Annotated in this window: 31 protein-coding genes; 16 read left to right on the forward strand and 15 right to left on the reverse strand. The window is 53.6% G+C overall.

Features of this window, described 5'->3' with window-relative positions:
• Window positions 1–45 precede the first annotated feature (45 nt).
• Window positions 46–591, forward strand: coding sequence for a TetR/AcrR family transcriptional regulator (locus HFD92_RS06240; RefSeq protein ID WP_009092756.1), 546 nt, complete (start codon window positions 46–48; stop codon window positions 589–591).
• Window positions 592–598: 7 nt separating this feature from the next.
• Here HFD92_RS06240 and HFD92_RS06245 read toward each other — a convergent pair whose 3' ends face one another.
• Window positions 599–1,480, reverse strand: a complete 882-nt coding sequence (locus tag HFD92_RS06245) for a LysR substrate-binding domain-containing protein (protein ID WP_009092757.1) — start codon at window positions 1,478–1,480, stop codon at window positions 599–601.
• A gap of 96 nt (window positions 1,481–1,576) precedes the next feature.
• Here HFD92_RS06245 and HFD92_RS06250 point away from each other — a divergent pair, with 96 nt between their 5' ends.
• From HFD92_RS06250 to HFD92_RS06260, 3 genes are read left to right on the forward strand one after another with little or no spacing between them, the layout of a single operon-like run.
• Window positions 1,577–1,882, forward strand: coding sequence for a carboxymuconolactone decarboxylase family protein (locus HFD92_RS06250; protein ID WP_046102826.1), 306 nt, complete (start codon window positions 1,577–1,579; stop codon window positions 1,880–1,882).
• Entirely contained in the window at window positions 1,882–2,274 is a 393-nt protein-coding gene (locus HFD92_RS06255) for a tautomerase family protein (RefSeq protein WP_046102825.1), read from the forward strand. The genes HFD92_RS06250 and HFD92_RS06255 overlap by 1 nt, the downstream gene beginning before the upstream one ends.
• Entirely contained in the window at window positions 2,271–2,798 is a 528-nt protein-coding gene (locus tag HFD92_RS06260) for a DUF4865 family protein (RefSeq protein ID WP_167428518.1), read from the forward strand. Before HFD92_RS06255 ends, HFD92_RS06260 begins: the two co-directional genes overlap by 4 nt.
• Window positions 2,799–2,811: 13 nt before the next feature.
• Here the strand turns inward: HFD92_RS06260 and HFD92_RS06265 are convergent, their stop codons facing one another.
• Window positions 2,812–3,132 carry a hypothetical protein gene (locus HFD92_RS06265; RefSeq protein WP_167428519.1) on the reverse strand — a complete coding sequence of 107 codons (321 nt, stop codon included), beginning with the start codon at window positions 3,130–3,132 and terminating at the stop codon, window positions 2,812–2,814.
• Window positions 3,133–3,316: 184 nt separating this feature from the next.
• On the opposite strand from HFD92_RS06265, the gene HFD92_RS06270 reads away from it, so the two are divergent.
• From HFD92_RS06270 to HFD92_RS06280, 3 genes are all read left to right on the forward strand, one after another.
• Window positions 3,317–4,009 carry an aspartate/glutamate racemase family protein gene (locus HFD92_RS06270; RefSeq protein WP_111207228.1) on the forward strand — a complete coding sequence of 231 codons (693 nt, stop codon included), beginning with the start codon at window positions 3,317–3,319 and terminating at the stop codon, window positions 4,007–4,009.
• Window positions 4,010–4,027: 18 nt separating this feature from the next.
• The gene (locus HFD92_RS06275; RefSeq protein WP_167428520.1) at window positions 4,028–4,357 is read left to right on the forward strand and encodes a DHCW motif cupin fold protein; all 330 of its coding nucleotides are present in this window, start codon (window positions 4,028–4,030) and stop codon (window positions 4,355–4,357) included.
• A gap of 187 nt (window positions 4,358–4,544) precedes the next feature.
• Window positions 4,545–5,285, forward strand: a complete 741-nt coding sequence (locus HFD92_RS06280) for a YoaK family protein (RefSeq protein WP_167428521.1) — start codon at window positions 4,545–4,547, stop codon at window positions 5,283–5,285.
• 45 nt (window positions 5,286–5,330) lie between these two features.
• Here HFD92_RS06280 and HFD92_RS06285 read toward each other — a convergent pair whose 3' ends face one another.
• A complete protein-coding gene (locus HFD92_RS06285; RefSeq protein WP_046102819.1) occupies window positions 5,331–6,056 on the reverse strand; it encodes an SDR family oxidoreductase in 726 nt (241 codons plus the stop codon).
• Window positions 6,057–6,155: 99 nt separating this feature from the next.
• On the opposite strand from HFD92_RS06285, the gene HFD92_RS06290 reads away from it, so the two are divergent.
• Window positions 6,156–7,067: a LysR family transcriptional regulator gene (locus HFD92_RS06290; protein ID WP_167428522.1), complete on the forward strand. Its 912-nt coding sequence runs from the start codon at window positions 6,156–6,158 to the stop codon at window positions 7,065–7,067.
• A 23-nt stretch (window positions 7,068–7,090) separates the two neighbouring features.
• Here HFD92_RS06290 and HFD92_RS06295 read toward each other — a convergent pair whose 3' ends face one another.
• Window positions 7,091–8,107, reverse strand: a complete 1,017-nt coding sequence (locus HFD92_RS06295; protein WP_167428523.1) for a substrate-binding domain-containing protein — start codon at window positions 8,105–8,107, stop codon at window positions 7,091–7,093.
• Window positions 8,108–8,474: 367 nt separating this feature from the next.
• Between HFD92_RS06295 and HFD92_RS06300 the strand changes: the two genes are divergently transcribed.
• Window positions 8,475–8,669, forward strand: a complete 195-nt coding sequence (locus HFD92_RS06300; RefSeq protein WP_009092769.1) for a hypothetical protein — start codon at window positions 8,475–8,477, stop codon at window positions 8,667–8,669.
• 423 nt (window positions 8,670–9,092) lie between these two features.
• Here the strand turns inward: HFD92_RS06300 and HFD92_RS06305 are convergent, their stop codons facing one another.
• The 4 genes from HFD92_RS06305 to HFD92_RS06320 all read right to left on the reverse strand — a co-directional run bounded on the left by HFD92_RS06305 (window position 9,093) and on the right by HFD92_RS06320 (window position 10,767).
• Complete coding sequence (locus HFD92_RS06305; protein WP_009092770.1) at window positions 9,093–9,347, reverse strand: biofilm/acid-resistance regulator YmgB/AriR; 255 nt, start codon at window positions 9,345–9,347, stop codon at window positions 9,093–9,095.
• Between the two features lie 162 nt (window positions 9,348–9,509).
• The gene (locus HFD92_RS06310) at window positions 9,510–9,806 is read right to left on the reverse strand and encodes a hypothetical protein (protein WP_009092771.1); all 297 of its coding nucleotides are present in this window, start codon (window positions 9,804–9,806) and stop codon (window positions 9,510–9,512) included.
• A 176-nt stretch (window positions 9,807–9,982) separates the two neighbouring features.
• Window positions 9,983–10,228 carry a regulatory protein YcgZ gene (gene ycgZ, locus HFD92_RS06315; protein ID WP_009092772.1) on the reverse strand — a complete coding sequence of 82 codons (246 nt, stop codon included), beginning with the start codon at window positions 10,226–10,228 and terminating at the stop codon, window positions 9,983–9,985.
• 245 nt (window positions 10,229–10,473) lie between these two features.
• Window positions 10,474–10,767, reverse strand: a complete 294-nt coding sequence (locus HFD92_RS06320) for a hypothetical protein (RefSeq protein WP_111207231.1) — start codon at window positions 10,765–10,767, stop codon at window positions 10,474–10,476.
• Between the two features lie 458 nt (window positions 10,768–11,225).
• Here HFD92_RS06320 and HFD92_RS06325 point away from each other — a divergent pair, with 458 nt between their 5' ends.
• Genes HFD92_RS06325 through HFD92_RS06340 form a run of 4 tightly spaced genes read left to right on the forward strand, consistent with a single transcriptional unit; the run spans window position 11,226 to window position 14,675 of the window.
• On the forward strand, window positions 11,226–12,140 hold the full coding sequence (locus HFD92_RS06325; protein WP_167428524.1) for a metal ABC transporter substrate-binding protein: 915 nt from the start codon (window positions 11,226–11,228) through the stop codon (window positions 12,138–12,140).
• Entirely contained in the window at window positions 12,137–12,952 is an 816-nt protein-coding gene (locus HFD92_RS06330) for a manganese/iron ABC transporter ATP-binding protein (protein WP_167428525.1), read from the forward strand. Before HFD92_RS06325 ends, HFD92_RS06330 begins: the two co-directional genes overlap by 4 nt.
• A gap of 2 nt (window positions 12,953–12,954) precedes the next feature.
• The gene (gene sitC, locus HFD92_RS06335) at window positions 12,955–13,815 is read left to right on the forward strand and encodes an iron/manganese ABC transporter permease subunit SitC (protein ID WP_046102811.1); all 861 of its coding nucleotides are present in this window, start codon (window positions 12,955–12,957) and stop codon (window positions 13,813–13,815) included.
• Entirely contained in the window at window positions 13,815–14,675 is an 861-nt protein-coding gene (locus HFD92_RS06340) for a metal ABC transporter permease (protein WP_167428526.1), read from the forward strand. The genes sitC and HFD92_RS06340 overlap by 1 nt, the downstream gene beginning before the upstream one ends.
• Before the next feature lie 132 nt (window positions 14,676–14,807).
• Here HFD92_RS06340 and HFD92_RS06345 read toward each other — a convergent pair whose 3' ends face one another.
• The 4 genes from HFD92_RS06345 to HFD92_RS06360 form a co-directional block, all read right to left on the reverse strand.
• Window positions 14,808–16,106 carry a cytochrome c gene (locus HFD92_RS06345; protein ID WP_167428527.1) on the reverse strand — a complete coding sequence of 433 codons (1,299 nt, stop codon included), beginning with the start codon at window positions 16,104–16,106 and terminating at the stop codon, window positions 14,808–14,810.
• A gap of 12 nt (window positions 16,107–16,118) precedes the next feature.
• The gene (locus tag HFD92_RS06350) at window positions 16,119–17,894 is read right to left on the reverse strand and encodes a GMC family oxidoreductase (protein WP_167428528.1); all 1,776 of its coding nucleotides are present in this window, start codon (window positions 17,892–17,894) and stop codon (window positions 16,119–16,121) included.
• A complete protein-coding gene (locus HFD92_RS06355) occupies window positions 17,891–18,595 on the reverse strand; it encodes a gluconate 2-dehydrogenase subunit 3 family protein (RefSeq protein WP_167428529.1) in 705 nt (234 codons plus the stop codon). Before HFD92_RS06355 ends, HFD92_RS06350 begins: the two co-directional genes overlap by 4 nt.
• Before the next feature lie 479 nt (window positions 18,596–19,074).
• Window positions 19,075–19,530: a VOC family protein gene (locus HFD92_RS06360; protein WP_167428530.1), complete on the reverse strand. Its 456-nt coding sequence runs from the start codon at window positions 19,528–19,530 to the stop codon at window positions 19,075–19,077.
• A 316-nt stretch (window positions 19,531–19,846) separates the two neighbouring features.
• Between HFD92_RS06360 and HFD92_RS06365 the strand changes: the two genes are divergently transcribed.
• Window positions 19,847–21,097 carry an MFS transporter gene (locus HFD92_RS06365; protein WP_167428531.1) on the forward strand — a complete coding sequence of 417 codons (1,251 nt, stop codon included), beginning with the start codon at window positions 19,847–19,849 and terminating at the stop codon, window positions 21,095–21,097.
• Here the strand turns inward: HFD92_RS06365 and HFD92_RS21660 are convergent.
• A complete protein-coding gene (locus tag HFD92_RS21660; protein ID WP_167428532.1) occupies window positions 21,051–21,542 on the reverse strand; it encodes a hypothetical protein in 492 nt (163 codons plus the stop codon). The two genes, HFD92_RS06365 and HFD92_RS21660, sit on opposite strands and share 47 nt — an antisense overlap.
• Window positions 21,543–21,846: 304 nt before the next feature.
• Between HFD92_RS21660 and HFD92_RS06375 the strand changes: the two genes are divergently transcribed.
• On the forward strand, window positions 21,847–22,314 hold the full coding sequence (locus tag HFD92_RS06375; RefSeq protein WP_370525219.1) for an N-acetyltransferase family protein: 468 nt from the start codon (window positions 21,847–21,849) through the stop codon (window positions 22,312–22,314).
• A gap of 395 nt (window positions 22,315–22,709) precedes the next feature.
• On the opposite strand, the gene HFD92_RS06380 is transcribed toward HFD92_RS06375, so the two are convergent.
• Window positions 22,710–23,729, reverse strand: coding sequence for an alpha/beta hydrolase (locus tag HFD92_RS06380; protein ID WP_167428533.1), 1,020 nt, complete (start codon window positions 23,727–23,729; stop codon window positions 22,710–22,712).
• Window positions 23,730–24,073: 344 nt separating this feature from the next.
• Between HFD92_RS06380 and HFD92_RS06385 the strand changes: the two genes are divergently transcribed.
• The gene (locus HFD92_RS06385; protein ID WP_167428534.1) at window positions 24,074–24,712 is read left to right on the forward strand and encodes a LysE family transporter; all 639 of its coding nucleotides are present in this window, start codon (window positions 24,074–24,076) and stop codon (window positions 24,710–24,712) included.
• Here HFD92_RS06385 and HFD92_RS06390 read toward each other — a convergent pair.
• Complete coding sequence (locus tag HFD92_RS06390) at window positions 24,683–25,501, reverse strand: AraC family transcriptional regulator (protein ID WP_167428535.1); 819 nt, start codon at window positions 25,499–25,501, stop codon at window positions 24,683–24,685. The genes HFD92_RS06385 and HFD92_RS06390 overlap by 30 nt on opposite strands.
• Between the last annotated feature and the right edge of the window lie 71 nt (window positions 25,502–25,572).

Consider the following 25,572-nt stretch of genomic DNA (forward strand, 5'->3'; position numbering starts at 1 on the left):
GTTGCTTTAATTTTACATCTGAAGCTGATGAGACAGGAGGAAAAGATGGCGAGGGAGATGGTCCGACAGGGCGGGCGCAGTGCGCGTATCCAGGCGGAAGTGCACAACACCGTGAACCGGCTGCTTGAGACGCTTGACCGCTCCGCGATTACGGTGCCGATGATAGCCGAACAGGCAGGCGTGACGCCCTCTACGATTTACCGGCGCTGGGGCGATCTGACGCAGCTGCTGGCCGACGTGGCAGTGGCGCGGATGCGGCCCATTGCTGAACCGGAAGATACCGGGTCGATGACCGGCGATCTTACCCTGTTTATCCAGCAGTATGCGGAAGAGATGTCGTCAAAAGTCGGCCGCGACATGCTGGCCGACGTGATGAACAGTCATGCGGAGGAGGCCAGCCAGAAATGTTGCGGGTTTACCTATCAGCATCTTGAAACCCTGCACAACCGTGCTGTCGCGCGGGGCGAAGCGGGCTTTGACATCGATCGCGTCATGGATGTGGTGGTGGCGCCCGTCATGTACCATATTCTGTTCGGCGATCGTGACGTCTCTGCGGAGTACTGTGCTTCCCTGATTACGCGGGCATTCTGACGGCGGGTCAGCGCTGAACAAACGGCAGAGCAGCTTCAGCGATCAGCTGCTGCAGCAGCGTGCGCGCCGGATCTTCGCCCCGATCTGCGCGGGCGAGCGCGATGCCCAGCGTGCCAGGCGGGGGCAGCCGCTGTGATTCCGTCACCAGCCTGTCGGGCATACCGGCGCGGGTGCGGAGCGTTACGCCGAGACCGGCCTGCAACGCTGCCCAGATCCCGCTAAGACTGTGACTGGTAAACACCACCCGCCACGGAATAGCGGCTGCGTCCAGCGCGTCGATGGCACGCGAACGCATCACACACGGCGCATCAAACACCACCAGCGGCAAAGGCTCGCCGCGCTGTAACATGCCCGCCAGGTCAATGTCCGGATGGTAAATCCAGGCTAACGGACACTGACCGATCAGCGGCGTGCCAGCCTGCGGTTCCGCCTGCCAGAGCAGGGCAAGATCCAGTTCATGACGTGCCAGCGCCGTAAGCAGTGGCAGATTTCTGTCGACGCGGGCGGTCAGCATCACCTCCGGGTGCTGCCGGTTAAAGGCGCCCAGAATCGCAGGCATCAGCGCCTCGCCAAAATCCTCCTGCATACCGATGCGTATTTCACCCTGCAATGCTTCGCCTCGCACGGCCCGCAAGGTTTCATCATTCAGTGACAGCAGGCGTCTGGCGTAGCTCATCAGCTGCTCACCGCTGCGGGTCAGCTGCAGGTGTCGCCCTTTTTTCATCACCAGTGCTGTTCCGCATTGCTGCTCCAGTTTTTTAAGCTGTGCGCTGATAGCGGACGTCGACCGGCACAGGTGCTGCGCCGCGGAAGCAAAACTGCCTGCGTCAATGCCCGCCACGAAACTGCGCAGCGCATCCATATCGAGACACTCGGGCACTTTATTCATGACTGTCCTGTTAATGTGGATGGTAAGTGCGGATTAATTTGATTTTCAGGATGATATCCTCAGGCGACACTCTCGCTGACAACACAGGAGAGCGCAATGAAAAATTCACTGGATCGGGAAACCCTGGCGCAGCGCGCGCCAAAACTGGCTGAACTGACGCAGCAGGTGCTGTTTGGGGATATCTGGCAGCGCGGCGTGCTGTCTCCGCGAGAGCGCAGCCTGCTGACGCTGGCCACGCTGACAGCGCTGGGACGTGTGCAGCAGTTGCCCTGGCACCTCGATTTCGCCCGGCAAAACGGGCTGTCGCAGGAAGAACTGATTGAGAGCTTCACCCATCTGGCCTTTTATGCCGGCTGGCCCGCCGCGGTTACCGCCCTGAGCTATCTGGAGGAGAATGCCTGATGCCATTTACCCGGATTACCTTAGGTGAGAGTTACAGCGACACCGCGCTGACGCAACTCTCCATCCTCCTTCAGCAGGCGCTGGTTGCAGAATTTGATGTGCCTGAACGTGACTGCTTTCAGGTGACAGAAAGGCTGCCGGCCAGTCAGCGGGTCTTTGACCGGCACTACCTGAGCGGTGGACGGAGTGACAGGTTTGTGCTGTTTCAGGTGTTGGCGGGCAGGCCACGCACCCGGCATCAGAAGCAGAGCTTTTATCGCGCGCTCTGCACGGCGCTTCAGGCGGAGATGGCCATCGACCCTGACGATGTGATGATCATTCTTCAGTTCAACAGCACCGAGGAGTGGAGCTTTAGCGGTGGCCGCATGCTGGCAGAGGAGGAGGCGCGATGATTGCGATGCACTACCGGTTTACCCTGCCAGCGGATTATGACATGGCGATCATCAAAGAGCGCATCAGACAGAATGGCGCCCGGCTGGAGGGATTTCCGGGGCTGGTGGCAAAGGCGTTTCTTTACAGCTGTCAGAGTGAAGGCACGCTGCATGAAAACCGCTATGCACCGCTCTATTTCTGGCAGGAGGCCAGTGCGATGCAGCGCTTCCTGCAAAGTCCCGGTTTTGCCACTCTGGTCAGTGACTTTGGCTGGCCGATCATCGAAAGCTGGCTGGCGTTAGAGGGGCACTCTGTGGTCAGGCATCTGACCGACGCGCGGTTTATGACGCTGAAGCGCTGGACGATCGCTCCCCACTCCGACCTGGCGGCACTGCCGGACAGGGAGGGCTTCAATGCCTGGGACATCAGCCGCTGGCAGGGCGTGGAGATCTCGGCCCGCGTTCAGCCACCAGCAGACGGGCAGGAGAGCTATCGCATTGGCTATATCGCACGCGGTGCTGCCGCGGCAGAGATGTTGCTTTAGCGAGAAAGAGCGATCAGCGCTTTAATAATTCCTGACAGGCCGCGCTGTCTTCTGCGGCGCGCTGTTTTGCATCAGGCGTCAGCTGCTGCCAGCGACCGATCACGCTGCTGCCCAGCGCGGGTTTATAACTGTTTTTCTGCAGCGCATAGTCAGAATTACCGCCCTCGATTACCTTTTGCATCTGCGGCGCCAGCTGCTGTTCATCTTGATGACTGATGGCGCAGAACACGGCGATGTAATAGGCCGTCTCTTCATCACTCTCATGCGGCATCAGCCACCAGGCCGCGGCGGCCAGAATCAGCAGGAGGGGAAGAATGAATTTTATTTTTGTCATGTCAGTCACGCGTTGGGTGAAAATTAGTCTGCCGGATAGGGCAGGACGCAGGGCGCGTATCCTGCCACAGAGTCTGCGCACGGGTCACGCCGTTCAGCTGAATTTATGCCTGCCTGCTGATTATGATTGCTGAACCCCGCCGATCTGGCATGCTGAGAATTCATCCCTGAATCTGGAGAGCATCGTGAAAGTCATCGGTCTGTTAGGCGGTATGTCGTGGGAATCTACGGCGCTCTATTACCGCATACTCAATCAGCAGGTTAAAGAACGGCTGGGCGGCCTGCACTCGGCAGAGCTGGTGCTCTACAGCGTTGATTTTCAGCGCATTGAGCAGCTGCAGGCGGCGGGAGAATGGCAGCAGGCGGGTGAGATACTGGCCAACGCGGCGCGCAATCTGGAACGGGCCGGTGCGCAATTCATCGTACTCTGTACCAACACCATGCATAAAGTGGCCGCGCAAATCAGTGCGGCAACAACGATACCGCTGCTCCATATCGCCGACGCCACGGGACGCCGTATCCGGCAGGCGGGATTAAGTAAAGTCGGTTTACTGGCGACACGATTCACCATGGAGCAGGCGTTCTATCGCGGGCGGCTTCAGGAACAATTCGATCTGACGGTGATCACGCCGGATGAAGAGGATCGTCACTTTGTACATGAGGTCATTTACCACGAGCTCTGTCTGGGCGAGATCAATCCCGCTTCGCGTCGCCGTTACAGAGAGATCATGGCGCGGCTGGTCGGGCAGGGGGCGGAGGCCATTATTCTGGGCTGTACTGAAATCACCCTGCTGGTGGATGCCACCGATGCCAGCGTCCCGTTGTTCGATACTACGCTCATCCACGCCGAAGAGGCGGTCATTCAGGCACTGGCCTGACGTCAGAAAGGAAAACAGATGAAAATTGAAAATCTGCCCTTTGGTCTGACGCAGTGGGATCAGATTGAAGAGACGGTCCATCCCGGCGAGCAGGGGCATGCGACCTGGCGAACCGTGAAGTTCAACGATATCCGGGTGCGGATGGTGGACTATTCACCGGGCTATGTCGCCGATCACTGGTGCACCAAAGGCCATATTCTGCTCTGCCTGTCGGGTGAGCTGCACACCGAACTGGCCGATGGCCGCCGTTTCGTTCTGACGCCGGGTGTCAGTTATCAGGTGGCAGATGACACTGAACCGCACCGTTCCTTTACGTCAGCTGGCGCGCAGCTGTTTATCGTAGACTGAGAATGCGCTCCGGTGTTTCATCGCGTCGTTGACACTTTTAAAAGTAAACTGAATCTGCTTTATAAAAATCAGCAAAATTAATGGCTTATTTCATCAGAGTTATCTGGTTCTGACAGGAATTATTCGTATCAGGCTGTATGCTTTAAGTTTTATGGATTTATTGCAATCACCTGATGTGGGGTAGCCTGTGCTGATAAAAAAGAAGAAAGTGCGTTCGCATACCGAAGATCGACTGCTGGCGCTGGTGCTTGCCACCACCGCCGGTATCCTTAATGCCATGGCGCTGGGGGCGTTTGGGTTTTTCCCCTCGCACATGAGCGGCAACACCTCGCAGATCTCTGCCGAAGTTACCACCAGCGATCTCCACACCATGCTGTTTCTGATGGCACTGATTATTGCCTTCGTTTTTGGCTGTACCGTTGCGCGGCTGGCAGTGGTGGTGGGGCATAAATACCGGTTACGCACTATTTTCTGTCTGATCATTCTGGCGGAGGGGCTGGCACTGACGGCGGCCTCGATCTTCGAGCTGATGTACTATCGGCCCAGTTATAACGGAGAAATCCTGATCGTGCTGGGCTTCCTGATGGGGATTCATAACGCCACCTCGACGCAGCTCTCAAACGGACGTGTCAGATCGACCCACATTACCGGGACGCTGACCGATGCGGGTATTGCGCTGGGTTCTTGGATTTTTGCTCACACTTCACATGCTGTACATCTTGAGACGGACGACCGTCGCTTTTTCCAGAAGGTGCTGCATACCCACCTGACCACGGTCTTCTCCTTCTTAAGCGGCTGTATCGCCGGACTGCTGCTGTTCAAAGCCTATGGTTTTACCGCCATGGTCGGTCTGGGAATTTTCCTGATGCTGGTGGCGCTGACAGCGATCGCCGTCACCGTACAGCGTACCCGCAGGGTGCTCTACTGACAGAAAAAGCGCCGGCCCGATGTCGTCAGGCATCGGGCCGGTTGCTTACTGCCGGGTTCGGGTTGGCCGCACCACAATTTCGTTCACATCCACCTCTTCCGGCTGCTCAATCGCATAACGCACGGCGCGACCAATGGCATCCGGCTGCAGCGCGATGGCGCGATACTGCTGCATCGCCTCCGCCGCTACCGGATCGGTTATTGTTGATGCCAGTTCACTTTCGACCACGCCGGGGTGAACGCAGGTGACGCGCAGCTCGCTGTTCTCCTGCCGCAACCCATCGGAAATCGCCCGCACTGCAAACTTCGTGGCACAGTAGACTGCCGCGGTGGGCGACACCGCCAGCGCGCCGATGGATGCGATGTTAATGATGTGACCACACTGGCGGGCCAGCATGGACGGCAGTACCGCCGCAATGCCATACAGCACGCCTTTGATATTGACGTCGATCATCTGATCCCACTCTTCCACCCGCAACGACGCCATCGGCGACAGCGGCATAATACCCGCGTTGTTGATCATCACATCCACCCGGCCCCATTTCTCCAGCGCATAGTCAACGAACTGCGTGACGTCATCGCGGCGTGTCACATCCAGTGCTTTGATTGCCACCTCAGAACCATTGAAGCGCAGCTCTTCCGCCAGGGCAGCCAGACGACTTTCACGACGTGCACCCAGCAGCAGAATGGCATCGCTCTTCGCCAGTTCGCGTGCAATGCCTGCACCGATACCGCTTGATGCACCGGTAATTAAAATCACTTTCTGCGTCATCTTTTTTCTCCACTCAGGTTGTGAGTGGCGATCTTACGACGGGTCGATTATAAAGATAATCCACCAACCGCTTTACAGACTGGTAACTGAAACTAACCAATGAACAGTGATAAAAATGCGCTCGAAATTTTTGTTATTGTGGCACAGACGCGCAACTTCCGGCTGGCGGCAGAACAGCTGGGCGTGACGCGTCCGGCCATCAGTCAGAGTCTGCGGCGGCTGGAAGACCGGCTCAATATCACGCTGATGCAGCGCACGACGCGGTCGGTTCAGCTGACGGAAGCGGGACAGCGACTCTATGCCGAGGTGGCCCCGGCCATCAGCGCGCTGAATCGCGCCGTTAACGACATTGCTGAACTGGCGGCAGAGCCACGAGGACAGCTGAGGCTGGCGATCTCCTCCATCGCGGAACGCATGCTGGGGGGCGAGCTACTGGCGAGCTTTATCACCGCCTATCCACACGTTGAGCTGGACATCACCGTGACCGATGAAGAGTTTGATATTGTCGGGCAGGGTTATGATGCGGGGGTGCGACTGGGGGAGGTGATTGCTCAGGATATGATTGCGGTGCCGGTCTCGGTTGCTCAGCGTCAGGTTGCCGTGGCGTCACCGCACTATCTGGCGCGTGCAGGGACGCCGCAACATCCGCAGGAGCTGGTGCAACATCGCTGCATCGGCTGGCGCAAGGAACCGGGCCTGGCCCCATACCGCTGGGAGTTTGCTGAGCAGGGGCGCGAGTTTGATGTTGCCGTCAATCCGCAACTGACGACCAATGATATGGGCGTGATGATCCGCACCGCCTGCGCTGGCGGCGGCATCAGTTTTGGGATGGAGGAAACTTTCCGGCCCTACATCGATCGGGGCGAGCTGGTGACGTTACTCGACGAATGGCTGCCCACGTTTGCCGGTTTCTATCTCTACTTTCCGAGCCGCAAAAATCTGGCTCCCAAGCTGCGGGCACTGATTGACCACGTCAGGCTGTCACCCCAGCCGGCCCCGGTTCAGCGCTGATTTTTTATCCGGGAGGAGGCTTTTCAGGCCGTCATGTTGTAACGGGTGATGATGTTGATTCTGGAGTAGGGCGCGGGTGGCTCAGATGCCGGCAGGAATCCATGAAACGCCAGCAGGGTTCTGAAGGCGTGCAGCGCATCGAGCTGTAAATTATGCTCGATCAGGGCATCGATTTTACCCTGATGCAGTAGCGCACAGTTCTCGCGATCAAGATCGTGCCCGATAAAGGCGTTCAGCGTGCGCTTCTCTCCGGCAAAAGCGCGCAGAATGCCGGGATTCCCGCCGCCCACGGTATAGACCGCATCTGCATCCGGATGCTGCTGCAAAAAGCGCGTCACCGACTGATGCATCCGCTCATCAATCCCATATCCGCCAGCGACCACGCTCACCTGATGCTGAGGAGCAAACTGCGCTATTGCACGCTGAAAACCGTCGATTCGCTCCCTTTCGCCGATGAAGTCATGGCTGCCGGTCACTGCCAGGATGTGCGAACGGGTCACCCGCAGCCATTTTGACATCAGAAAGGCCGCCACCTTTCCGGCATCAAAATTATCCATACCGATGTAACGCAGGCGTGCGCTGCCGGGCAGATCGCTCATCATGGTGACCACCGGCACACGCTGTTTCAGCAGGGCTTCAAGGGTAGGGTAGAGCGCTTCAGCGCAGGCGGCTTTAAGAATGACCCCGTGACTGTGAAGCGCATTTTTATTCAGCAGCGCGTTAATCTCCTCTGTTGTGAGATTTGCCCCGAGGTGAAAACGCAGCTGAAGTTTAAACGCGGCAAAGCTGGCGATCTGGCTGCTGAGAGCCTCACGGATCAAAGGCTGGAACCGGTCAGGGGTATGCATGATGACGTCAAAGTAGATCGTCCGCCCTCTGGCCAGTCCCGCTTTGTGCATCAGTTCCAGGTCGGCTATTGCCTGCTGAATGCGATGTTCTGTGCGGGCATGCACGTTGCCGCGCTGATGCAGCGCGCGATCGATGGTTGCCAGACTCAGTCCCGACTGGGCAGCGATCTGTTTCAGGGTGAATTTTGCCATGTGCCCGCCCGTTAGCCGGAGAATAAAGTCTGTTTTATCATACTGCATGATATTACCCGAATGGGTTATGTTGCAGTATGAGAGGTGGTGCAGGCTGGCAGGGAAATGAATAAGCCGGAAACGTGTAAATAAGCTGTTCAGCCGGGGCTTTATCGCCTGAATATAAGCAAAGCGATAACCCTTGTGCCGCCTTTGCTATTCAACACGCCGTTGTTATCTTAGCCGGAAATAATGCCCGGGAGGATTCCGGGGTTGGCTAAATAATAGACGCTTTGCCGCTTCGCTTATATTTCCGCTGTAACGGCTTTTTTGTTTTTTACTTCTCGCTAATGATAGACTGTACATTCATACACCGTTGGGAGGTCGTGTGAAGTACGACAACGATAGTGAGATCCGTGCACTGGTTGGCGCGGTAGTCAGTGATTTAATCAAGGCGGGAGAGCCGGTTAATTTTCACGACATCACGGACGCGCTGTTTCGCCTGAGCGAAGAGACGCGTGACAGCCGGCTGAAAGCACTGTGTCTGGAAGCAATCAGCTTCTTCACCCGCAAAATGCATTAAGGCTGATGGCACCAGTCAGGGGTGCCATCTCCAGTCTCATTTCTATTCTGACCCCGCCACCTTCACCTGGCCTGAGAATATCCAGCAAAGTATTCAGCGTTAAAGCTGAAAGGGCAGTCTGACCGTTCTCGCCTGTTATTAGAAATCTGATTATCACGCTGCGGTAACTTTTGCCTGAGAGAGGCTCTATTGCAGGCTACCTGTTCTCTGCATCATTATATTTGCAGCGCTCATAATCATTCATTCTGCCTTACCGGCTTCACAGGATAGGCGAAAGCGATACGATAATTAATATCAATTGTATTTTCATAAAGTCGTCCGCTCTGACATGCCGTCAAAGGGAGTAATAATGAAAAGCCAGAAATAATCAGTGAAGGGGGAGAATGAGATACCCTGCGCTACCGATGCAGCGCAGGGCGCCTGTCAGATGCCCGCATCGTCAGGTGTGCGGCCTACCACAATTTCCAGTGTCTTACGCAACACATCACCCCTGACTACGTCAGAAGTGCATTCCAGCTCTGCAATCAGATAGAGGATGATGGCTTTATTGGTTACGCGTCCCTGATCAGCCACAATGTCGCGAATGATTGCGCCCAGCAGTTCAGTTTCCTGAGCAAGCAGATCGCCTTCACTACGGAAATACTCAATGATGGATGAATCTGTTGAAGAGTGTTGCATGGTTATTCTTTCTCTAAAGAAAAGGAGTCAGACGCAATGGTTGAAGTCAAAAACGAGTGTAGACGCTGTTTTCGTTTTGCCCAGCCGGCCTAAAATTTTTTTAATGTGGCTGCCGCTTCGCTTAAAGTCAGCCGCGCACATCAAATACGCAACATTTTTCAATCAGTGTTTTTTGGAGCCGTCAGGCGGCCCGTCACTGTTCATACGATGTGCAGTATTTTCACGTTCGGTAACGTCACCCTTCACACGTTTGCGTGCTGCAACCATACCGTTACGGACTTCAATGATAGCTTTGCGAATAATCGAAACCTTCGCGGCATCATCATTGGCAGCAGCGGCCATCACTTCAAGCTGTGCGATCAGGGCATTGCTGGATACCGGTTTGTCTGACTTAAGTAATGTCAGAACGGCTTCGCCGATCATGACATCTGTCAGTTTCTCGTCTTCACTTCTGTACATACTGGCTTCTCTGATTACGAATCAATGGCCATGCTGCGGGCCCGTATCCGTCAGGAGGTGCGATTGCGGGCACCTGATACGGGGAGGCAGTGCTGGGCTTCTTAACTAAACTGAATCTTCCTGAACAAGGGCTGAAAGCAGACGTCCTGAGTTACTCTGCGGGCCGTGGTAGGGCATTAATCTTCGCGGCGAAAAAGCATCGCGATCAATTCATGCAAATGATTCTCTTGTTCTGGTGTGGCGGCGAACTCGAGGCGACGCAGAAGCTTGCTACAGATCGCTTTGCGACTGAGGCTTTGGCCTGCGCGCAGAATTTCAACCACAACCGATCCTAGCGTCTCCTGTTGGGAAGGTGAGCTGGCCTGATTGAAGTAACGGGCAATATCGCTGATCGTTTCCGGGCTTTGACCGTTCTGACGCATGTTGATGTCCTCGAGTGATTAAAAATGCCACGCTCTGGATATGCAAATTATACACCTTTCCAAAACTTGTACAGAATTTTGAATTTTTGGCGTTAATTTTTTTGTGCAAAAAATGCTATCGCTTTTAAAACAGCATGTTACGAGGATGTCAGGCGAGGTAAAAATTGTACCAGAATTTTGTATCGATATCACCCCCGGACGCTCCGACCTGTACAAGCAGGTCGGCAGGGAGATAAGTACTATGCTCAGTGTTTAATGACGATGTCATCCGCCGGGGCGGGAATGGCTGACTCTTTACCGAACGATCGGGAAAGCCAGTTTGCCGCGGCATTGCCGCGCGAACCGATGGTTTTAAAGCCCATCAGCCACTGACGCGCACATTTCAGTTTTTCAAGGCGAATCTCATTAACTTCCGAGTTAGCCATGACCTGTAGCTCATTTATCAGCAGTTCAACGTTGACTTCCTGACCGGCAGTAAACAGGTTCATTGCAGCTTCGCCAATGATGACATTTGCTTTTTCATCGCTGGAAAAATACACAATATCCTCCTGGGTGATTGCGGTAAGTAACTTTAACTGTAGCAAAAAAAATTAAGAAACTTAATCAATTCAGCCTATCGATAAGATAATATTAATTGTCCATTTCCTGAACGGATAACGCGTTCTGACGCTCGTGTTATGACGGGCGATATCCGGCTGAATCGCCTTTTCCGAATCAACTTATTTTTGCCGATTCGCTTAACCCGCTCTCCATTTAAAGCGAAACGGCATAAACAGCCTGTTTTCTGCCCGCGTCATTCTCACTGACTGACCCCGGGGTGCAGAAATAAAGCATTGTGTTTCATTATCTTAATCATAGTGTTTACATAACTTCACATCTGACACCCGCCGCTGAAGAAACTTCACACAGGTGAGCTTTCGCACAGGTATAGCCTGTGCTATAAAAAATAGCTCAGGCTATTTGTGTTCTGTTTTTCACCACCTCCGGAGAGTGCCGTATGGCCCCATTTAAAAAAATCACCGCAATATTACTGAGTGCGCTGCTGACAACACTGATGGCCACCAGCAGTAATGCTGCAGAAAAATTTAAGGTCGTGACGACGTTCACTGTCATCGCGGATATGGCGAAGAACGTGGCGGGTGAGGCTGCGGAGGTGACCTCAATCACTAAACCGGGAGCTGAGATACATGAGTATCAGCCAACCCCGGGCGATATAAAACGCGCGCAGGGCGCACAGCTCATCATGGCGAACGGCCTCAATCTGGAGCGCTGGTTTGAGCGGTTTTATCAGCACCTGGAGGGGGTGCCGGAGGTGATTGTTTCTGCCGGCATCACGCCAATCGGGATCGGCGAGGGGCCTTATAACGGTAAACCGAATCCACACGCCTGGATGTCACCGGACAATGCGCTGATTTACGTCGATAACATTCGCGATGCGCTGGTGAAATATGATCCGGCGAACGCGGAAACCTATCGCCAGAATGCCGCCGCCTATAAGCAGAAAATCAGTGCTGCGATCGCGCCTCTGCGCCAGCAGATAGCCGGGATCCCGGAGAACAAACGCTGGATGGTGACCAGCGAAGGGGCCTTTTCTTACCTGGCTCGCGATCTGGGGATGAAAGAGCTCTACCTGTGGCCGATCAATTCTGACCAGCAGGGGACGCCGCAGCAGGTCAGAAAAGTGATCGATCAGGTCAGGAAGCAGGGCATCCCCGCAGTGTTCAGTGAGAGTACCGTCTCCGACAAGCCTGCCCGTCAGGTCGCCAGAGAAACCGGCGCACATTATGGTGGGGTGCTTTACGTTGACTCCCTGAGTCAGGCTCAGGGGCCGGTGCCAACCTATCTGGATCTGCTCAGCGTGACGACGGAGACGCTGGTGAAAGGCCTTAAAGCCGGGGAGTCCGCGCAATGAAAGAGGCTATCGTGGTGTCCGATGTTACCGTCACCTGGCGCAACGGCCATACCGCGCTGCGGGATGCCAGCTTCAGCGTGCCGGGTGGATCGATTGCGGCGCTGGTGGGTGTGAATGGCTCGGGGAAATCCACCCTGTTTAAAGCGCTGATGGGATTTGTCCGGCTCGCCAGCGGCAGCATCTCGATTCTGGGCATGCCTACCCGCCAGGCGCTGCGTCAGAGTCTGGTGGCCTATGTGCCGCAGTCGGAAGAGGTGGACTGGTCTTTTCCGGTGCTGGTAGAGGATGTGGTGATGATGGGGCGTTACGGTCACATGGGCCTGCTGCGTCGCCCCAAAGCGCACGACCGGCAGAGTGTGACGGAGGCGCTGGCGCGGGTGAATATGCTCGAATACCGGCATCGCCAGATTGGTGAACTTTCCGGTGGCCAGAAGAAGCGGGTCTTTCTGGCGCGTGCCATAGCCCAGCAGGGCAGTGTGATCCTTCTGGACGAGCCTTTTACCGGCGTGGATGTTCAGACCGAGGCCAGAATCATCAGCCTGCTGGGCGAACTGCGCGATGAAGGCAAGACCATGCTGGTTTCCACGCATAATCTGGGGTCGGTGACCGCATTCTGCGACTACACCGTGATGGTAAAAGGCACCATTCTGGCCAGCGGTCCGACGGAGACGACGTTCACGGCTGCTAACCTCGAACGCGCATTCAGCGGCGTGCTGCGTCACGTTATGGTGAAAGGGCTGGATGATCAGATCATCACCGACGATGAGCGTCCCTTTATTGCGCCGCGCGGTGCACATCAGGAGGGGCGCTGACCATGGAACTGTTGCTGGAGCCCTTCAGTTACCACTATATGCTCAATGCGATGTGGGTCTCCGCCATGGTCGGGGGACTCTGCGCTTTTCTCTCCTGTTATCTGATGCTGAAAGGCTGGTCACTGATTGGTGATGCGCTGTCACACTCCATTGTCCCTGGCGTGGCGGGCGCCTATATGCTGGGCCTGCCTTTCGCACTGGGGGCGTTTCTCTCCGGTGGCCTGGCGGCGGGCAGCATGCTGTTGCTGAATCAGCGCACCCGCCTGAAGGAGGATGCGATCATCGGTCTGATCTTCTCCTCCTTTTTTGGTCTTGGCCTGTTTATGGTGTCGCTCAACCCGACAGCGGTAAACATTCAGACCATTGTGCTGGGCAATATTCTGGCCATTGCGCCTGCGGATATCCTGCAGCTGGCGCTGATTGGCGGCATCTCGATCGCGGTTCTGCTGGTTAAATGGAAGGATCTGATGGTGACCTTCTTTGATGAGCAGCACGCCCGGGCGATTGGTCTGCAGCCTGAACGGCTGAAAATCCTTTTCTTTATCCTGCTGGCGGTCTCAACCGTGGCGGCACTGCAGACGGTCGGCGCGTTTCTGGTGATTTGTCTGGTGGTGACGCCGGGTGCGACGGCCTGGCTGCTGACCGACCGCTTCCCGCGTCTGCTGGTTATTGCAGTGGCGATTGGCAGCCTTACCAGTTTCCTCGGCGCATGGGCGAGTTACTACCTGGATGGCGCGACGGGCGGCATTATTGTGGTCGCCCAGACGCTGCTCTTTCTGCTGGCATTCATCTTTGCACCGCGACATGGTCTGCTGGCTAACCGGCGTCGTGGCCGGCATCAGGCTAAAAAGGAGGCAGGCTGATGTGGATAGCTGAACCTTTTCAGTTCGCATTTATGAACAATGCGCTGCTCATCGCGCTAGTGGTGTCCATACCCTGTGCTTTACTGTCGGTGTTTCTGGTGCTGAAGGGCTGGGCGCTGATGGGTGATGCCATGAGTCATGCAGTCTTTCCCGGCATTGTACTGGCCTGGATGGTGGGGGCACCGCTGGCGGCAGGTGCCTTTGTGGCGGGGCTGTTCTGTGCCGTCGCCAGCGGCTTTTTGCAGGATAACAGTCGTATAAAGCAGGATACGGTGCTGGGAATTGTATTCTCAGGCATGTTTGCGGTGGGGCTGATTCTTTATGTCGCGGTGAAACCAGAGGTGCATCTCGACCATATTCTGTTCGGGGACATGCTCGGTATTAACAGAGCGGACCTCATTCAGACGCTGATTATCGCCGTACTTATCGTGCTGGTGATTGTGGTGAAATGGCGCGATTTTATGCTGTTCAGCTTCGACCCGCAGCAGGCACAGGTAAGCGGTCTGCCCGCGCGCTGGCTGCATTACGGCTTACTGTGTATGGTCTCGCTGACCATTGTCGCTACCCTGAAAGCGGTGGGGATTATTCTGTCGATCTCGCTATTGATTGCGCCCGGCGCGATCGCGATTCTGCTGACCCGACGCTTTTCACATGCCCTGCTGGTGGCAACCGGGATATCCGTGCTGGTGTCGCTGAGCGGGGTTTATCTCTCATTCTTCATCGACAGCGCCCCCGCGCCGACCATTGTGGTGCTGTTTGCCGCAGTATTTATCGTGGCGATGGTTGTGACAGGCCGAAAAACACGGCAGCGCGAGCGTCTTAAAGGTCATCATCACGGCAGCGATGCGGAAACGGGCTGAGGCTGAACCGGCTATCATCCGGGAGCGAATCTGTTCGGGAGCGTTGTCGGTTGCAGACGGCAGCAGATCAGTGCAGGTGCCTGTAAACAAAAACGTCGCGCCCGGAGGGGACGCGACGTTTTTTATTGCTGCTTACTGATTCCGGTTTTCAGGGGTGGACTTTGACGGTTCGGGCAACTCTTTGCGTAGTTTTTCGACCTGTTCCGCTTTCACCGGTGGTGCCTGATTACCCCAGCTATTGCGGACAAACGTCACCAGGTCAGCCACCTCCTGGTCGCTGAGACGCCAGGCAAAATCTGGCATCGCCAGCCCGGTTACCGCATCCTTTGTAACCGCCATTTTGCCTCCTCGCAGCACAATGCTGATAACCGACGAAGGGTCATCACTCAGGACCGCAGAGTTACCGGCAAGGGAAGGGAAGGTTTTTGCATACCCCCTGCCATCAAGGCGGTGGCAACCAGAACAGTTATCCATATAGAGTCTGGAACCCGGCATGCTGACATCGCCTCTGATGAGTGCGGCGGTTGTCGCATCTTTGCGGGGTGCAGGAGGCGTTTCAGACACCGATGAGCCGATTGATTTCAGATAGGTTGCGACCGCATTGAGATCGGACTGGCTCCAGTATTGCGTACTGTGCTCAATCACGTCGGTCATCGATCCAAAAGCAGCCGAGGTGTTGGTGCGACCTGTTCTCAGGAATAGCGCGATATCCTCCTTCGACCAGCCGCCCAGCCCCGACTTAACACTTCCCGTCAGGTCGGGCGCGTGCCAGCCTTCCAGTGTTCCGCCGGTCAGATAACTTTTCCCCTGCTGATCCAGCGCTTTCTCCTGAAAAGCAATGCCGCGCGGGGTATGACAGGTGCCACAGTGACCCAATCCCTGAACAAGGTAGGCACCCCGGTTCCACGCGTCGCTTTTCGTGGTGTCAGGGGCGTAAACCTTATCGTCGTGAAAAACGCTGTTCCATATGGCCAGAGGCCAGCGCATATTCAGCGGCCAGGGAATGTCGCTTTTTATGTTCTGCTGGTGGACGGGTTTCACGCCATGCATCATATAGTCATATAACGCATGCATATCCTCATCATTGATTCTGGCATAGGCGGTGTAGGGCATCGCCGGATAGAGATGACGTCCATCTTTCGCAATACCCTCTCGTAAGGCTTTGGCAAAATCGTCGTAGGAATAGTCACCGATGCCGGTCTCTTTTTCGGGGGTGATATTGGTTGAATAGATCGCGCCAATTGGCGTCGACATCTTCAGCCCCCCGGTAAAGCTCGCCCTGCCCGCAATGGAGTGACAGGCAACGCAGTCGCCCGCTGTAGCAATATATTTCCCCTTGCTGATGTTATCCGGTGCAGTCTCTTCCGCAGCAGAGGCGAAGCTTAACAATAAAGTTAATAAGGGCAGTAACTTTACACAGGTTATCTTCATCGTCTTATTCCTTTAAGCCTGAACCATCGGGCCGGGGTTCTTCAGGTAGATCGTTTTTATGGCGTTCGCTGAAAAGAGCGTGGTCGCGCCGACGATTCCGGTTGGGTTATAGGCATGGTTTTGCGGGAAGCAGCTTGCGCCGGCCACGAAAACGTTGGAAACGTCCCAGCACTGAAGATATTTATTCACCACGCTGGTCGCCGGGCTGTCTCCCATGATGGCGCCGCCTGTGGTGTGAGTGGACTGATAAGGGCGAACGTCGTAGTGGGCAGAGAGGGACTTGAACCCCATATCGTAAGCGTCAGGTCCGATCGCTTTGACAATATTTTCCGTTTTGCCCGCCATGAACTGGGTCATCCTGAGTTCATTCTGCTGCCAGTCAAAGGTCATCCTTAACAGCGGCAGTCCGTAACCATCTTTGTAGGTCGGATCGAGGTCGAGATAACACTGTTTATAGGGCATGACGGAGGAGCTGACGCCAATGCTCATGTTATGCAGATAGCTGTCCCGGATGGCCTTTTTCCAGCCCGTTCCCCATTTGGGGGCGCTCTTCGGCGTGACCGTCTGTTCAATCGGCCGGCCACCGGTCACATGGGCAGAGACGGTGCTGCCGCCGATAAAGCCCACTCCGGCGTGATCGAAGTTTTCACTGTTGTAATTGTCTATATAGGCCCCTGAGGCACCGGTAGCGGCAAAGTGGTTAAACCACGTCTTTTCATTGAAGAAGAGTTTGGCGCCACCCAGCATCTGATAGGCATAATTCTTTCCAACCACGCCTTCGCCGGTTTCCGGATTGTAGGGTTGGCCAATCTTAGAGAGCAAAAGCAGCCGGACGTTATGGAGCTGGAAGGCACTGAGAATGACAACGGACGCGGGCTGCTCGACCTCACGGCCATTTTCATCGATATAGGTGACGCCGGTGGCCAGTTTGCCCGAACTGTCTTTGTTGACGCGTAACACATGCGATTTACAGCGCAGCTCAAAGTTGTCGTACTGCCTGAGCGCCGGAATAATCGTGGTTTGCGGTGACGCTTTTGAGTAGTTGTAGCAGCCAAATTTTTCACAAAAACCGCAATAGTTGCAGACGCCCAGTGCGACACCATAGGGGTTGGTGTAGGCTTCGGTGCATATCGCCGCCGGGCCGGGGAAGGGGTTATATCCCATCTCTCTCGCAGTTTTTTCAAACAGCATGGCGGAGTACTGATAAAGCAGCGGTTTGGTCGGGAAAGGATTCGCACGCTGCGCTTCGAACGGGTTACCGCCGTCAATGCGCTCTCCATTAAGATTTCCGGCCTGGCCTGAAGCCCCGCAGATCCGCTCAAACTTATCGAAATAGGGTTCCATTTCACTGTAGGTGAAAGGGTAATCCTGAAGGGTCATATCCCCCGGAATAAAGCTGGCACCATATTTCTCAGTGACGACCGTTTTCAGTCTGAGATCGGCTTCCAGAGGACGCCACAATAATCCATTCCAGTGAACGCCCGCTCCGCCGACACCATCGCCCGGCAGGAAAGAGCCCATACGGCGATAGGGCAGAGCCGTATCTTTAGTGGTATGCCTGACCGTGACACTCTCTTTTGAGATGTTCTGAAAGAGTTTAAGTCTTACGCCGTAGGTTAATTCATCAACGATGCGCGGATAGGCGAAATCAGGATAAGTGTCCCGTTGCTCACCCCGTTCAAGCGCGACAATCTTCAATCCCGTTGATGCCAGTTCCATCGCCATCAGCGAGCCCGCCCAGCCAAAGCCAACAATGACTACATCAACCGGTTCTTTTTTAATTGTCATTTTAATGCACCATACTTACCAGAAATACTGACCGGGCCTAAGGGATAAGGTTTGTCCGGATTCTCCATCACCTGAATAAAATCCGCGCGTGCGCCCGGAAAACCGATCAGTTTCCAGGATGCCATGGTCTGATTACCGCCATGCACGGGATCGGCTAAATAGCCCTCTTTGGTGTTTTGTAATAACTGAGAGAAAAAGAGTTTTCCGGAGAGAGCGTCGAGACTTAATTTGCCGGCATCCAGGTCATGTAAAATGGCTTCCTGTTTGTCTCTGGCTAAATCGGCAAAATTATGCTGGAGATTATCACGGCAATATTTATTCAGGCTGGCGATCCCTCTGCGGTAAATATCGCGCGGCACCAGATTAGTCTGGTAGCCCATTTCCGGAATCGACTCCTGAAAAGGGGGGCTCATATACCAGAGGTAGCCATGACCGTAGGGGAGTTCCATCTGCCTGTCGATGTAGACCGGGATACCTTCACTTACCGCCCCGGGGCCGAACTCATCCTCAGGGATCAGCAGGTCGGTAGCCGCTAAAATGAACCGCCACTCGTCATTATTAAAAAATACCGGGACGTAATGAAACGTTTCCCCTTTTTCTTTGGCCGATGCGACCGCGCTGACTGCTGTTGTTCCCGCGACCGCGGCAATGGGAATGAGTGAAAATGTTTTCCGAAGAAATGATCGTCTGGATGACTTCATCTGGCGCTCTTTTAAAATTTAACCCGATTCTTCCTGAGCACAGAGATATTCCTTTCTGTACCCGTTTCCTTTGCTCGCCCTTATCTGAAAAAGGACATAATTAATAACGTTGCGTAATTTTTGTTGTGCAATCATCAACTTCAGATTGTGTCTGAGCCTTCCTGGCGGACATAAAAATGAATCCCTGCTGTTTCCATTGATTTTATCCAGTAAAACACCGTTTCGCCTAGTGAAACAGGTGAGTTTTGTTATACACAAGTTTAACAAGGATGTTTTTTTGTTATTAATGTTGTCATTTTGTTGCGGAGGCTTGACGGCAGGCGTGATTTTTCACAACACCATCAGCCGCCTGACAGCAAAAGGCCAGGGCAGTAAATCCACCCTGGCCTCTTGGAACATGAACCCAATCCTTATCAACTGTTCTCTCCCACAAGGGCAGATTTGAATGATCGTCATCGCTTACTGATGCTGAGTGATAGTCACTGCCAGTTATTTTGACTATGATATGGCTGACTTTTTTCTGCGTGTTTATCTTCTTCAGGAGAATAGTGCTGATAAACGCATGCCAGCTTATGTCCGTCAGGATCGCGCAGATAGGCAACATAGAAATCGGGTCCGTACGCGGTTCGTGTTCCTGGCTCGCCTTCATCCTTTCCTCCCGCAAGGAGGCCAGCGGCATGAAACCGTCTGACAATGTCGGCATTATCGGCGCTGAAAGCGAACATTGTTCCGTTTCCCGCCGTTGCGGGCTGACCGTCAAAGGGAGGACAGAGGCAGAAGCTGAATCCTTCATCCGGATTATTTCCTTTCCCCCACATTGCCCAGCCTTCTGTCCAGACAGGCTGCCGTTCATAGCCCAGGACGTCGAACAGAGCGTTATAAAATTCAACGGAGCGCTGAAAGTTATTGGTTCCTGTCGTGATATAAGCCAGCATTTTCTTGCCTCCTGTTACCGGTTGTGAGCAGACTTTTTATCTTTCAGAGTAGCAACCAATAATTTCCCCTGATATGCCTGTTAAGGGTTTGGGGTGAGGGCTGCCCTGATATCAGCAGTAATGTCGGCTTTCTTTTATCTGCTTTGCGCATTCCCTTACATTGCTCTCAGATAAAGAGTCTTTCCCTTATAAGATGGCGAATAAAACCTTTCTTTAACATTTGTATTGCACGATATGTGAAATAATTTTATTACTATTTAATCACTTATGCGCTGCTGCGCGCGGGATGCATTCATAAAACAGAATAAGGAGATTTATGACAACTAAACCCGTCGCAGAGGAGGGCGCGGCGCCAGGATTAATTCAGACGCTGAAATCTTTTCCGGCAACAGTTCATGCGCTGCTCTTTTTTACGCTGGTCATCCGCTTCAGCTATTTCATGGCCTGGCCTTTTATCGCCGTGATCATGGCACAGCATTATCATATGTCACCGATTGCGATTGGCGTGGCGATGACCAGCAGCGCACTGTTTTCAGTGGTGCTGGGTATGTATGGCGGGCAGATCTCAGACAGGCTGGGTCGACGCGTTATTCTTCTCATGGGGTGTGGTTTTTCTGCGCTGGGCTACATCATTCTTGCTCAGGCCGCAGGCATCGGGCTGTTTTTCATTGGCCTGATGATCATCGGCATTTCCTTTGCCTGGGTTGACCCTCCTCTGCGTGCACTCATGAGTGATTTGCTGGTGGACCGCCGCCGCCGAGCGCTTGCTCTGCAAATGCGCTACTACCTTATCAACGTCGCCGCGGTATTTGGTCCGCTGACCGGAATTGCGTTCGGGCTTACCTCTCAGAAGGGCACATTCCTGATTACGGGTTTGTCATATATTCCTTTTTTCGTTTACGTCCTGCTATTTGTGCCCGCGGGCAAATTGCTGAAAGCGTCACAGGCTGGCAGTGAGGTTTCGTTAAAACTGCATCAGGTCGTACGTATTATTGCCAGGGACAAAATCTATATTGCCGCGCTGCTGTGCAGCATTTTGTGCAGTATTGTATTCATCCACTACGAAGCCATCCTGCCCCAGTATCTCCTTTTACTGGATGGGGACGCCGCCATAAAACTGGTTACTCTGATACTGGTGACGAATGCCTGCACCGTGCTGCTCTTTCAGACGTTTATCATGCGGTTTCTGGCCCCCGTTTCCCTGCCAAAACGCATTCTTCTGGGCGGGTTAATTTTCGCACTTTCGCAAATCTGCTTTTTTTGTACGCGTTCGACGGAGATCTGGCTCTGGCTGATAGTGACCTGTGTGTTCAGTGTCGGAGAAGCGATCCTGATGCCGAACCTGAACATCCTGCTTGATCAACTGGCACCGGCAGCGCATCGGGGGGCTTATCTGGGTGCCTCAATGCTGTCGTCTCTGGGAATTTCTGTCGGGCCGTTAATCGGTGGGGTAATGCTGGCGATGACTGGCGCGGGTGTCTTTATCTGCACGGCTTTGCTTAGCCTGCTGATATGCGCAATTATTTATACTTACAGAGGCAAAATGCTGGCGCGTCTGACGGAGTGATCTCAACAGGCTTTGCGGCCCGGGGGGCGCCCGGGTTATGCAAAAGCGCAGTGGGGCGGTATCTTCTTATCAGAGTAGAATAACCGGCCACGTTCGGCATCGGGTGAGGTTTTTTATTGCTGACAGGCGCGGTTACAGGCGGGGTGGTGCGGTAAACAAATTCCCCGCCTGAGGTTATTTTCAGTGAAGGTTTTTTTTTCACTTCGGCACAGGCCGGGGGACGCTGAGAATAGAGGTACTCGTATAAGAGCAGCATTCCCACCGGATTATCATCCAGATTTACGAAATCCACATGAAGCTTATCCAGAAGATACTTCCTGAGATCGTCCGGGGTCATGTTTTTATGGGCAGCCAGTGCCCGGCACAACTGGGTCACGATCTCGCACTTCACTGTGTACGGCACATCAGGATTATAAATTTCCGGAACGGAGTGGGTCTGATTCATTTCGATACCCCCTATAAACGCATGGTCTGACTGAGAGGACAGGGTGTCCGCTGATTTGAGATAAGATATAGCAAGGATAAGACCTGGTGTAAATTGAGAACCCTATTGCGGTTATGCACAGGGATTTGAGTTTGGGCAGGCTGCAGAGGACAGCCTGCAGCAATTTTATGTTAAGCCCAACGTACAGAACCTGACATATTCCAAAATGCTCCCGCAGTTCAGGGATTTAAGAGCAAACGTTAAACAGGGGATTTAATTCATGATATTTAACATACGGGATGCGGATCTGACGGATTAAGGAATATTGAATGAGCTCGGCTACAACATTTATCGCTCTCATTTCAGCCACATGTGGATTTCAGAATCTGAAATGAATGTATTTCTAGATGCTGAGTACTCGTATCCTGCGCTTGAAAAAAGTCTTCAAGATCCCAGCACATCGTGGTATCTGGCAGAAGCACATCACCCTATCGGCTTTGCAAAGATCACCTGGGAAAGCTGTATACCAGAGACTTCTATTTCAGGTGTCTTACTTAATAAGCTATATCTGATACCCACAGAGACGGGTAAGAACTACGGAAAGATGATGTTTGAAAGATTCATAGCGATTGCGCAAAACCGTGGAAAAAAGTACCTGTGGTTGGAAGTACTTGAGCAGAATGAGCGTGCTTACAGATTCTATGAAAAACAGGGGATGCTACATGTCAAAGACACAGTTCTCAGCACAGCTTCCCAACAGAGCACACTAAAGATAATGGGGATGCCTATCTGAGTTCGCAGCCGGGTTGTAATCTTTCAATGTGGTGGTAATAATCTGACGTCGAGTTTATGACGTTCGCTTTTCACTTATAGCGGACCTTCAACCTATAAGAATACCATTTTGTGCCAGAAGCGGACTTCTTAATATATTTCTTAAGCGAGATTCCTCGAGTAGCCGCTAACGCGCATGTGTACTCGCATTTATTCCATTGAACCAGCGCGATGACAGTGACAACCGGGCTATTCTGGGCATTAATCCTTACACGACTACAAAGCCAGAGTATGCCGCTTATTCAGGTTGCACAGAGACGAGTCATAAGTCGCTGATGCCTGACTGCATTGAAGCCTGAGAAGTCAGCCGGCGCTGGCCGGCTGATTCGCCCTTTTACAACGCATGAATCACGGCGTTTACTTAAGGTGTTCCTTCAGCTCTGCTGACGCCTGGCTAATCGCCGTTCGCACTGTTGGCTCTTTACTCAGAGCATTCAGCAAACCAAAGTCATGGATCATGCCGTTGTAGCGCGTAACGGTTACCGGCACACCAGCAGCATCCAGTTTTCGGCCAAATGCTTCCCCTTCATCACGCAGTACATCCAGCTCGGCAGTCTGAATCAGCGTTGGCGGTAAACCCGCCAGCTCGGCTTTGGTTGCGCGCAGCGGCGAGGCCAGAATGTTACTCCTCTCCTTTTCTGAGGTGGTGTAGTTGTCCCAGAACCACTTCATCATGTTTCGCGTCAGAAAATAGCCGTTGGCAAATTGCTGGTAAGAGGCATCATCAAAATGAGCATCGGTAACAGGCCACAGCATCACGTCATAGCGAATTGCCGGTGATTTATGTTGTTTTGCCTGTAACGCGACGGCAGCAACCATATTTCCGCCCACGCTGTTCCCCACCAGTGCCAGACGCTTACCGTCCACGCCAATTTCACTGCCATGTTCGGCCACCCATTTTGTTGCCTCGTAAGCCTGGGTAATCGCAACCGGATAACGGGCTTCAGGTGAAGGTGTGTAGTTCACAAATACCGCCGCAGCACCGGACTCATTAACGAGATCGCGAACCAGACGCTCGTGTGTAGGAAAATCACCCAGTACCCAGCCACCGCCGTGGAAAAACATGAACACCGGTAACTCGCCAGAGGCACTGGCAGGTTTCACTATCGTCAGCGTCAGCGGTTTGCCCATTACCGTGATGGTTTTTTCGGCGATTCGGGCGGGCGGCAGTGGGGCCCCTTTCTGCGCTCCGGTCAGTACTGCGCGGGCCTCTTCAGGGGATAAGGTCTCCATGGGCTTCCCGCCACTGCTGTTCAGTGCGTTGAGGAACGTCGCCACGCCAGCGGTAGGTTGCGGCACGTTTTCAGCAGAATCTGCCCAGGCTGACGTCATCTGACTGGCTAACAATAAAGCACCTGCGGTAATTTTCACTTTCATGACGGCTTTCCTTATGCTTGCTATTAAGTAGTGTGCTATTTATTTTGATTACACTGACATCAAATGTCCTTGTTGTAAACTATTAAATAGCGAGCGATGTAAATGGCGATGTTATCGAGACAGAAGGAACACTTCGGACTGATTCCCGTCCGGACAAGACAGGAGAGCGGGGCGACCAGACGTGCGAACCGATTAAACATTACGGCTCAGCTAAGTCGTTGATGAAGGATACGATGTGTCCTTCGATCTGACTCTTCACGCAATTTCTTCCAATACGAATTACAGATCGGCTGCTTAACTGGTCGGGTAAACGGGGATGTTAAGACGATTAGAGGCTTTACATTATGATCGAGTTTTCGAATGGCTTCTTACTGAGCCTTTCATTGTGTCTTGATATCGGGATTGCCAATATTGCGATGATCACCCTTGCCATGCAACGCGGATATTTTCATGGTTTCTGGCTGGGAATGGGGACGTGTGTGGGTGATCTGGCATATGCATTACTGGCGCTGGCGGGCATGGCCGTACTGCTTCAGTATGAAGTCGTTCGCTGGATACTGTGGATCGGGGGTGGCGCGATGCTTCTCTGGTTCGCAGGCAAAATGCTGATAGCCGCTTTCAGAAACGCTTCGGAGCCTGACGTGAGCGAAACGCATCACTCCCGTCCGCTCATACGTGAATTCGGGCGCGGTGTAGTGCTCGCCATGTCGTCTCCCTCGGCCATTCTCTGGTTTGCGACCGTGGGCGGTGCGCTGATCTCCCGGATGGGTCCGCACAATGTTGCCGCTACCTCCTGGTTTCTGGGAGGATTTTTCATTGCGGGCATGTTCTGGACGTGTGTCCTGTGCCTGGTGGGAAGTTTTGGCGGCAAACTGCTGGGTCAACGCCTGCTTAAATATTCCTTTATCGCCTCGGCGATCATATTCGGCTATTTTGCGCTTTACGTGATTGTCTCAGGGTACCGGGAATTTATTGTGGCCTGATCTCACCTGCAAAGCATAGTGATGGGGGGTAATTCCCATCACTTTGCGAAATGCATTAATGAAATGACTCTGATCGTAAAATCCCAGCCTGAGAGCTGCATCAAGCGGATGCACATTTCTGCGAAGCAGGTCGCGGGCATGGTGCAGACGAAGCTGCATGTGATATTGCAGAGGCGGCATACCTGTGTGCCGGGTGAAGGCGCGAACGAGATGATATTTACTCATCCCTGCCAGCTGAGCGAGCATCTCCAGCTGCGGTCTTACGCTAAGGTGCTCCCGCAGGCAGGCAATAACAAGGTTGATTTTCTGCTCATCTCCCTGCTGAAGCAGAGCTGGCGACTCAAGCAGCTCACCACAAAGTAAAATCAGTTCCTGCTCCTCATCCATGCCCCGATCAAGCCGGGCCGATGATGCAAAACGGGTCAGCGCGTCAAACAGGCGAGTGTTATTGATTATGCCTTCGCGCAGAACCGGGGCTTCGTGAGCGCTATTGAGATTCTCCTCCTCAGCCAGCTTTTTTATCAGAGCCTGAGGTATGTGTACGCTGACAAATTCAACTGCGTGAGTATCAAAACGTGAAGCCTGAATCGTTCCCGGATTGTATAAGGTAACCTGCCCACTTTTGACATAAGCGGTTTTTCCCGCCAGCCAGATTTCCTCTACCCCCGTCAGGTTTGCACTGATGACATATTCATCGTGGAGATGTTTCGGAAAGCCAGAGTTACGGGCTCTGACCCGTGAACACTCTATGCCATTCCGGCTAAACCACTCTGCGGATTCTAATGACAATGCTTATGGCCTTATTCAGCAATCATGAATAGTTATTGATAAAACCATTTACTGAGTACCTTAGCAACGGG

Origin of the sequence: Pantoea sp. EKM101V (assembly GCF_011800325.1) — a bacterium.
GTDB lineage: Bacteria > Pseudomonadota > Gammaproteobacteria > Enterobacterales > Enterobacteriaceae > Pantoea > Pantoea anthophila.

Excerpts from the sequence above, each read along its gene's own strand:
- HFD92_RS06240 (WP_009092756.1), top strand. The coding sequence starts at position 46 with ATGGCGAGGGAGATGGTCCGACAGGGCGGGCGCAGTGCGCGTATCCAG.
- HFD92_RS06245 (WP_009092757.1), bottom strand. The coding sequence starts at position 1,480 with ATGAATAAAGTGCCCGAGTGTCTCGATATGGATGCGCTGCGCAGTTTC.
- HFD92_RS06250 (WP_046102826.1), top strand. The coding sequence starts at position 1,577 with ATGAAAAATTCACTGGATCGGGAAACCCTGGCGCAGCGCGCGCCAAAA.
- HFD92_RS06255 (WP_046102825.1), top strand. The coding sequence starts at position 1,882 with ATGCCATTTACCCGGATTACCTTAGGTGAGAGTTACAGCGACACCGCG.
- HFD92_RS06260 (WP_167428518.1), top strand. The coding sequence starts at position 2,271 with ATGATTGCGATGCACTACCGGTTTACCCTGCCAGCGGATTATGACATG.
- HFD92_RS06265 (WP_167428519.1), bottom strand. The coding sequence starts at position 3,132 with ATGACAAAAATAAAATTCATTCTTCCCCTCCTGCTGATTCTGGCCGCC.
- HFD92_RS06275 (WP_167428520.1), top strand. The coding sequence starts at position 4,028 with ATGAAAATTGAAAATCTGCCCTTTGGTCTGACGCAGTGGGATCAGATT.
- HFD92_RS06285 (WP_046102819.1), bottom strand. The coding sequence starts at position 6,056 with ATGACGCAGAAAGTGATTTTAATTACCGGTGCATCAAGCGGTATCGGT.
- HFD92_RS06290 (WP_167428522.1), top strand. The coding sequence starts at position 6,156 with ATGAACAGTGATAAAAATGCGCTCGAAATTTTTGTTATTGTGGCACAG.
- HFD92_RS06295 (WP_167428523.1), bottom strand. The coding sequence starts at position 8,107 with ATGGCAAAATTCACCCTGAAACAGATCGCTGCCCAGTCGGGACTGAGT.
- HFD92_RS06305 (WP_009092770.1), bottom strand. The coding sequence starts at position 9,347 with ATGCAACACTCTTCAACAGATTCATCCATCATTGAGTATTTCCGTAGT.
- HFD92_RS06310 (WP_009092771.1), bottom strand. The coding sequence starts at position 9,806 with ATGTACAGAAGTGAAGACGAGAAACTGACAGATGTCATGATCGGCGAA.
- ycgZ (WP_009092772.1), bottom strand. The coding sequence starts at position 10,228 with ATGCGTCAGAACGGTCAAAGCCCGGAAACGATCAGCGATATTGCCCGT.
- HFD92_RS06325 (WP_167428524.1), top strand. The coding sequence starts at position 11,226 with ATGGCCCCATTTAAAAAAATCACCGCAATATTACTGAGTGCGCTGCTG.
- HFD92_RS06330 (WP_167428525.1), top strand. The coding sequence starts at position 12,137 with ATGAAAGAGGCTATCGTGGTGTCCGATGTTACCGTCACCTGGCGCAAC.
- sitC (WP_046102811.1), top strand. The coding sequence starts at position 12,955 with ATGGAACTGTTGCTGGAGCCCTTCAGTTACCACTATATGCTCAATGCG.
- HFD92_RS06340 (WP_167428526.1), top strand. The coding sequence starts at position 13,815 with ATGTGGATAGCTGAACCTTTTCAGTTCGCATTTATGAACAATGCGCTG.
- HFD92_RS06345 (WP_167428527.1), bottom strand. The coding sequence starts at position 16,106 with ATGAAGATAACCTGTGTAAAGTTACTGCCCTTATTAACTTTATTGTTA.
- HFD92_RS06350 (WP_167428528.1), bottom strand. The coding sequence starts at position 17,894 with ATGACAATTAAAAAAGAACCGGTTGATGTAGTCATTGTTGGCTTTGGC.
- HFD92_RS06355 (WP_167428529.1), bottom strand. The coding sequence starts at position 18,595 with ATGAAGTCATCCAGACGATCATTTCTTCGGAAAACATTTTCACTCATT.
- HFD92_RS06360 (WP_167428530.1), bottom strand. The coding sequence starts at position 19,530 with ATGCTGGCTTATATCACGACAGGAACCAATAACTTTCAGCGCTCCGTT.
- HFD92_RS06365 (WP_167428531.1), top strand. The coding sequence starts at position 19,847 with ATGACAACTAAACCCGTCGCAGAGGAGGGCGCGGCGCCAGGATTAATT.
- HFD92_RS21660 (WP_167428532.1), bottom strand. The coding sequence starts at position 21,542 with ATGAATCAGACCCACTCCGTTCCGGAAATTTATAATCCTGATGTGCCG.
- HFD92_RS06380 (WP_167428533.1), bottom strand. The coding sequence starts at position 23,729 with ATGAAAGTGAAAATTACCGCAGGTGCTTTATTGTTAGCCAGTCAGATG.
- HFD92_RS06385 (WP_167428534.1), top strand. The coding sequence starts at position 24,074 with ATGATCGAGTTTTCGAATGGCTTCTTACTGAGCCTTTCATTGTGTCTT.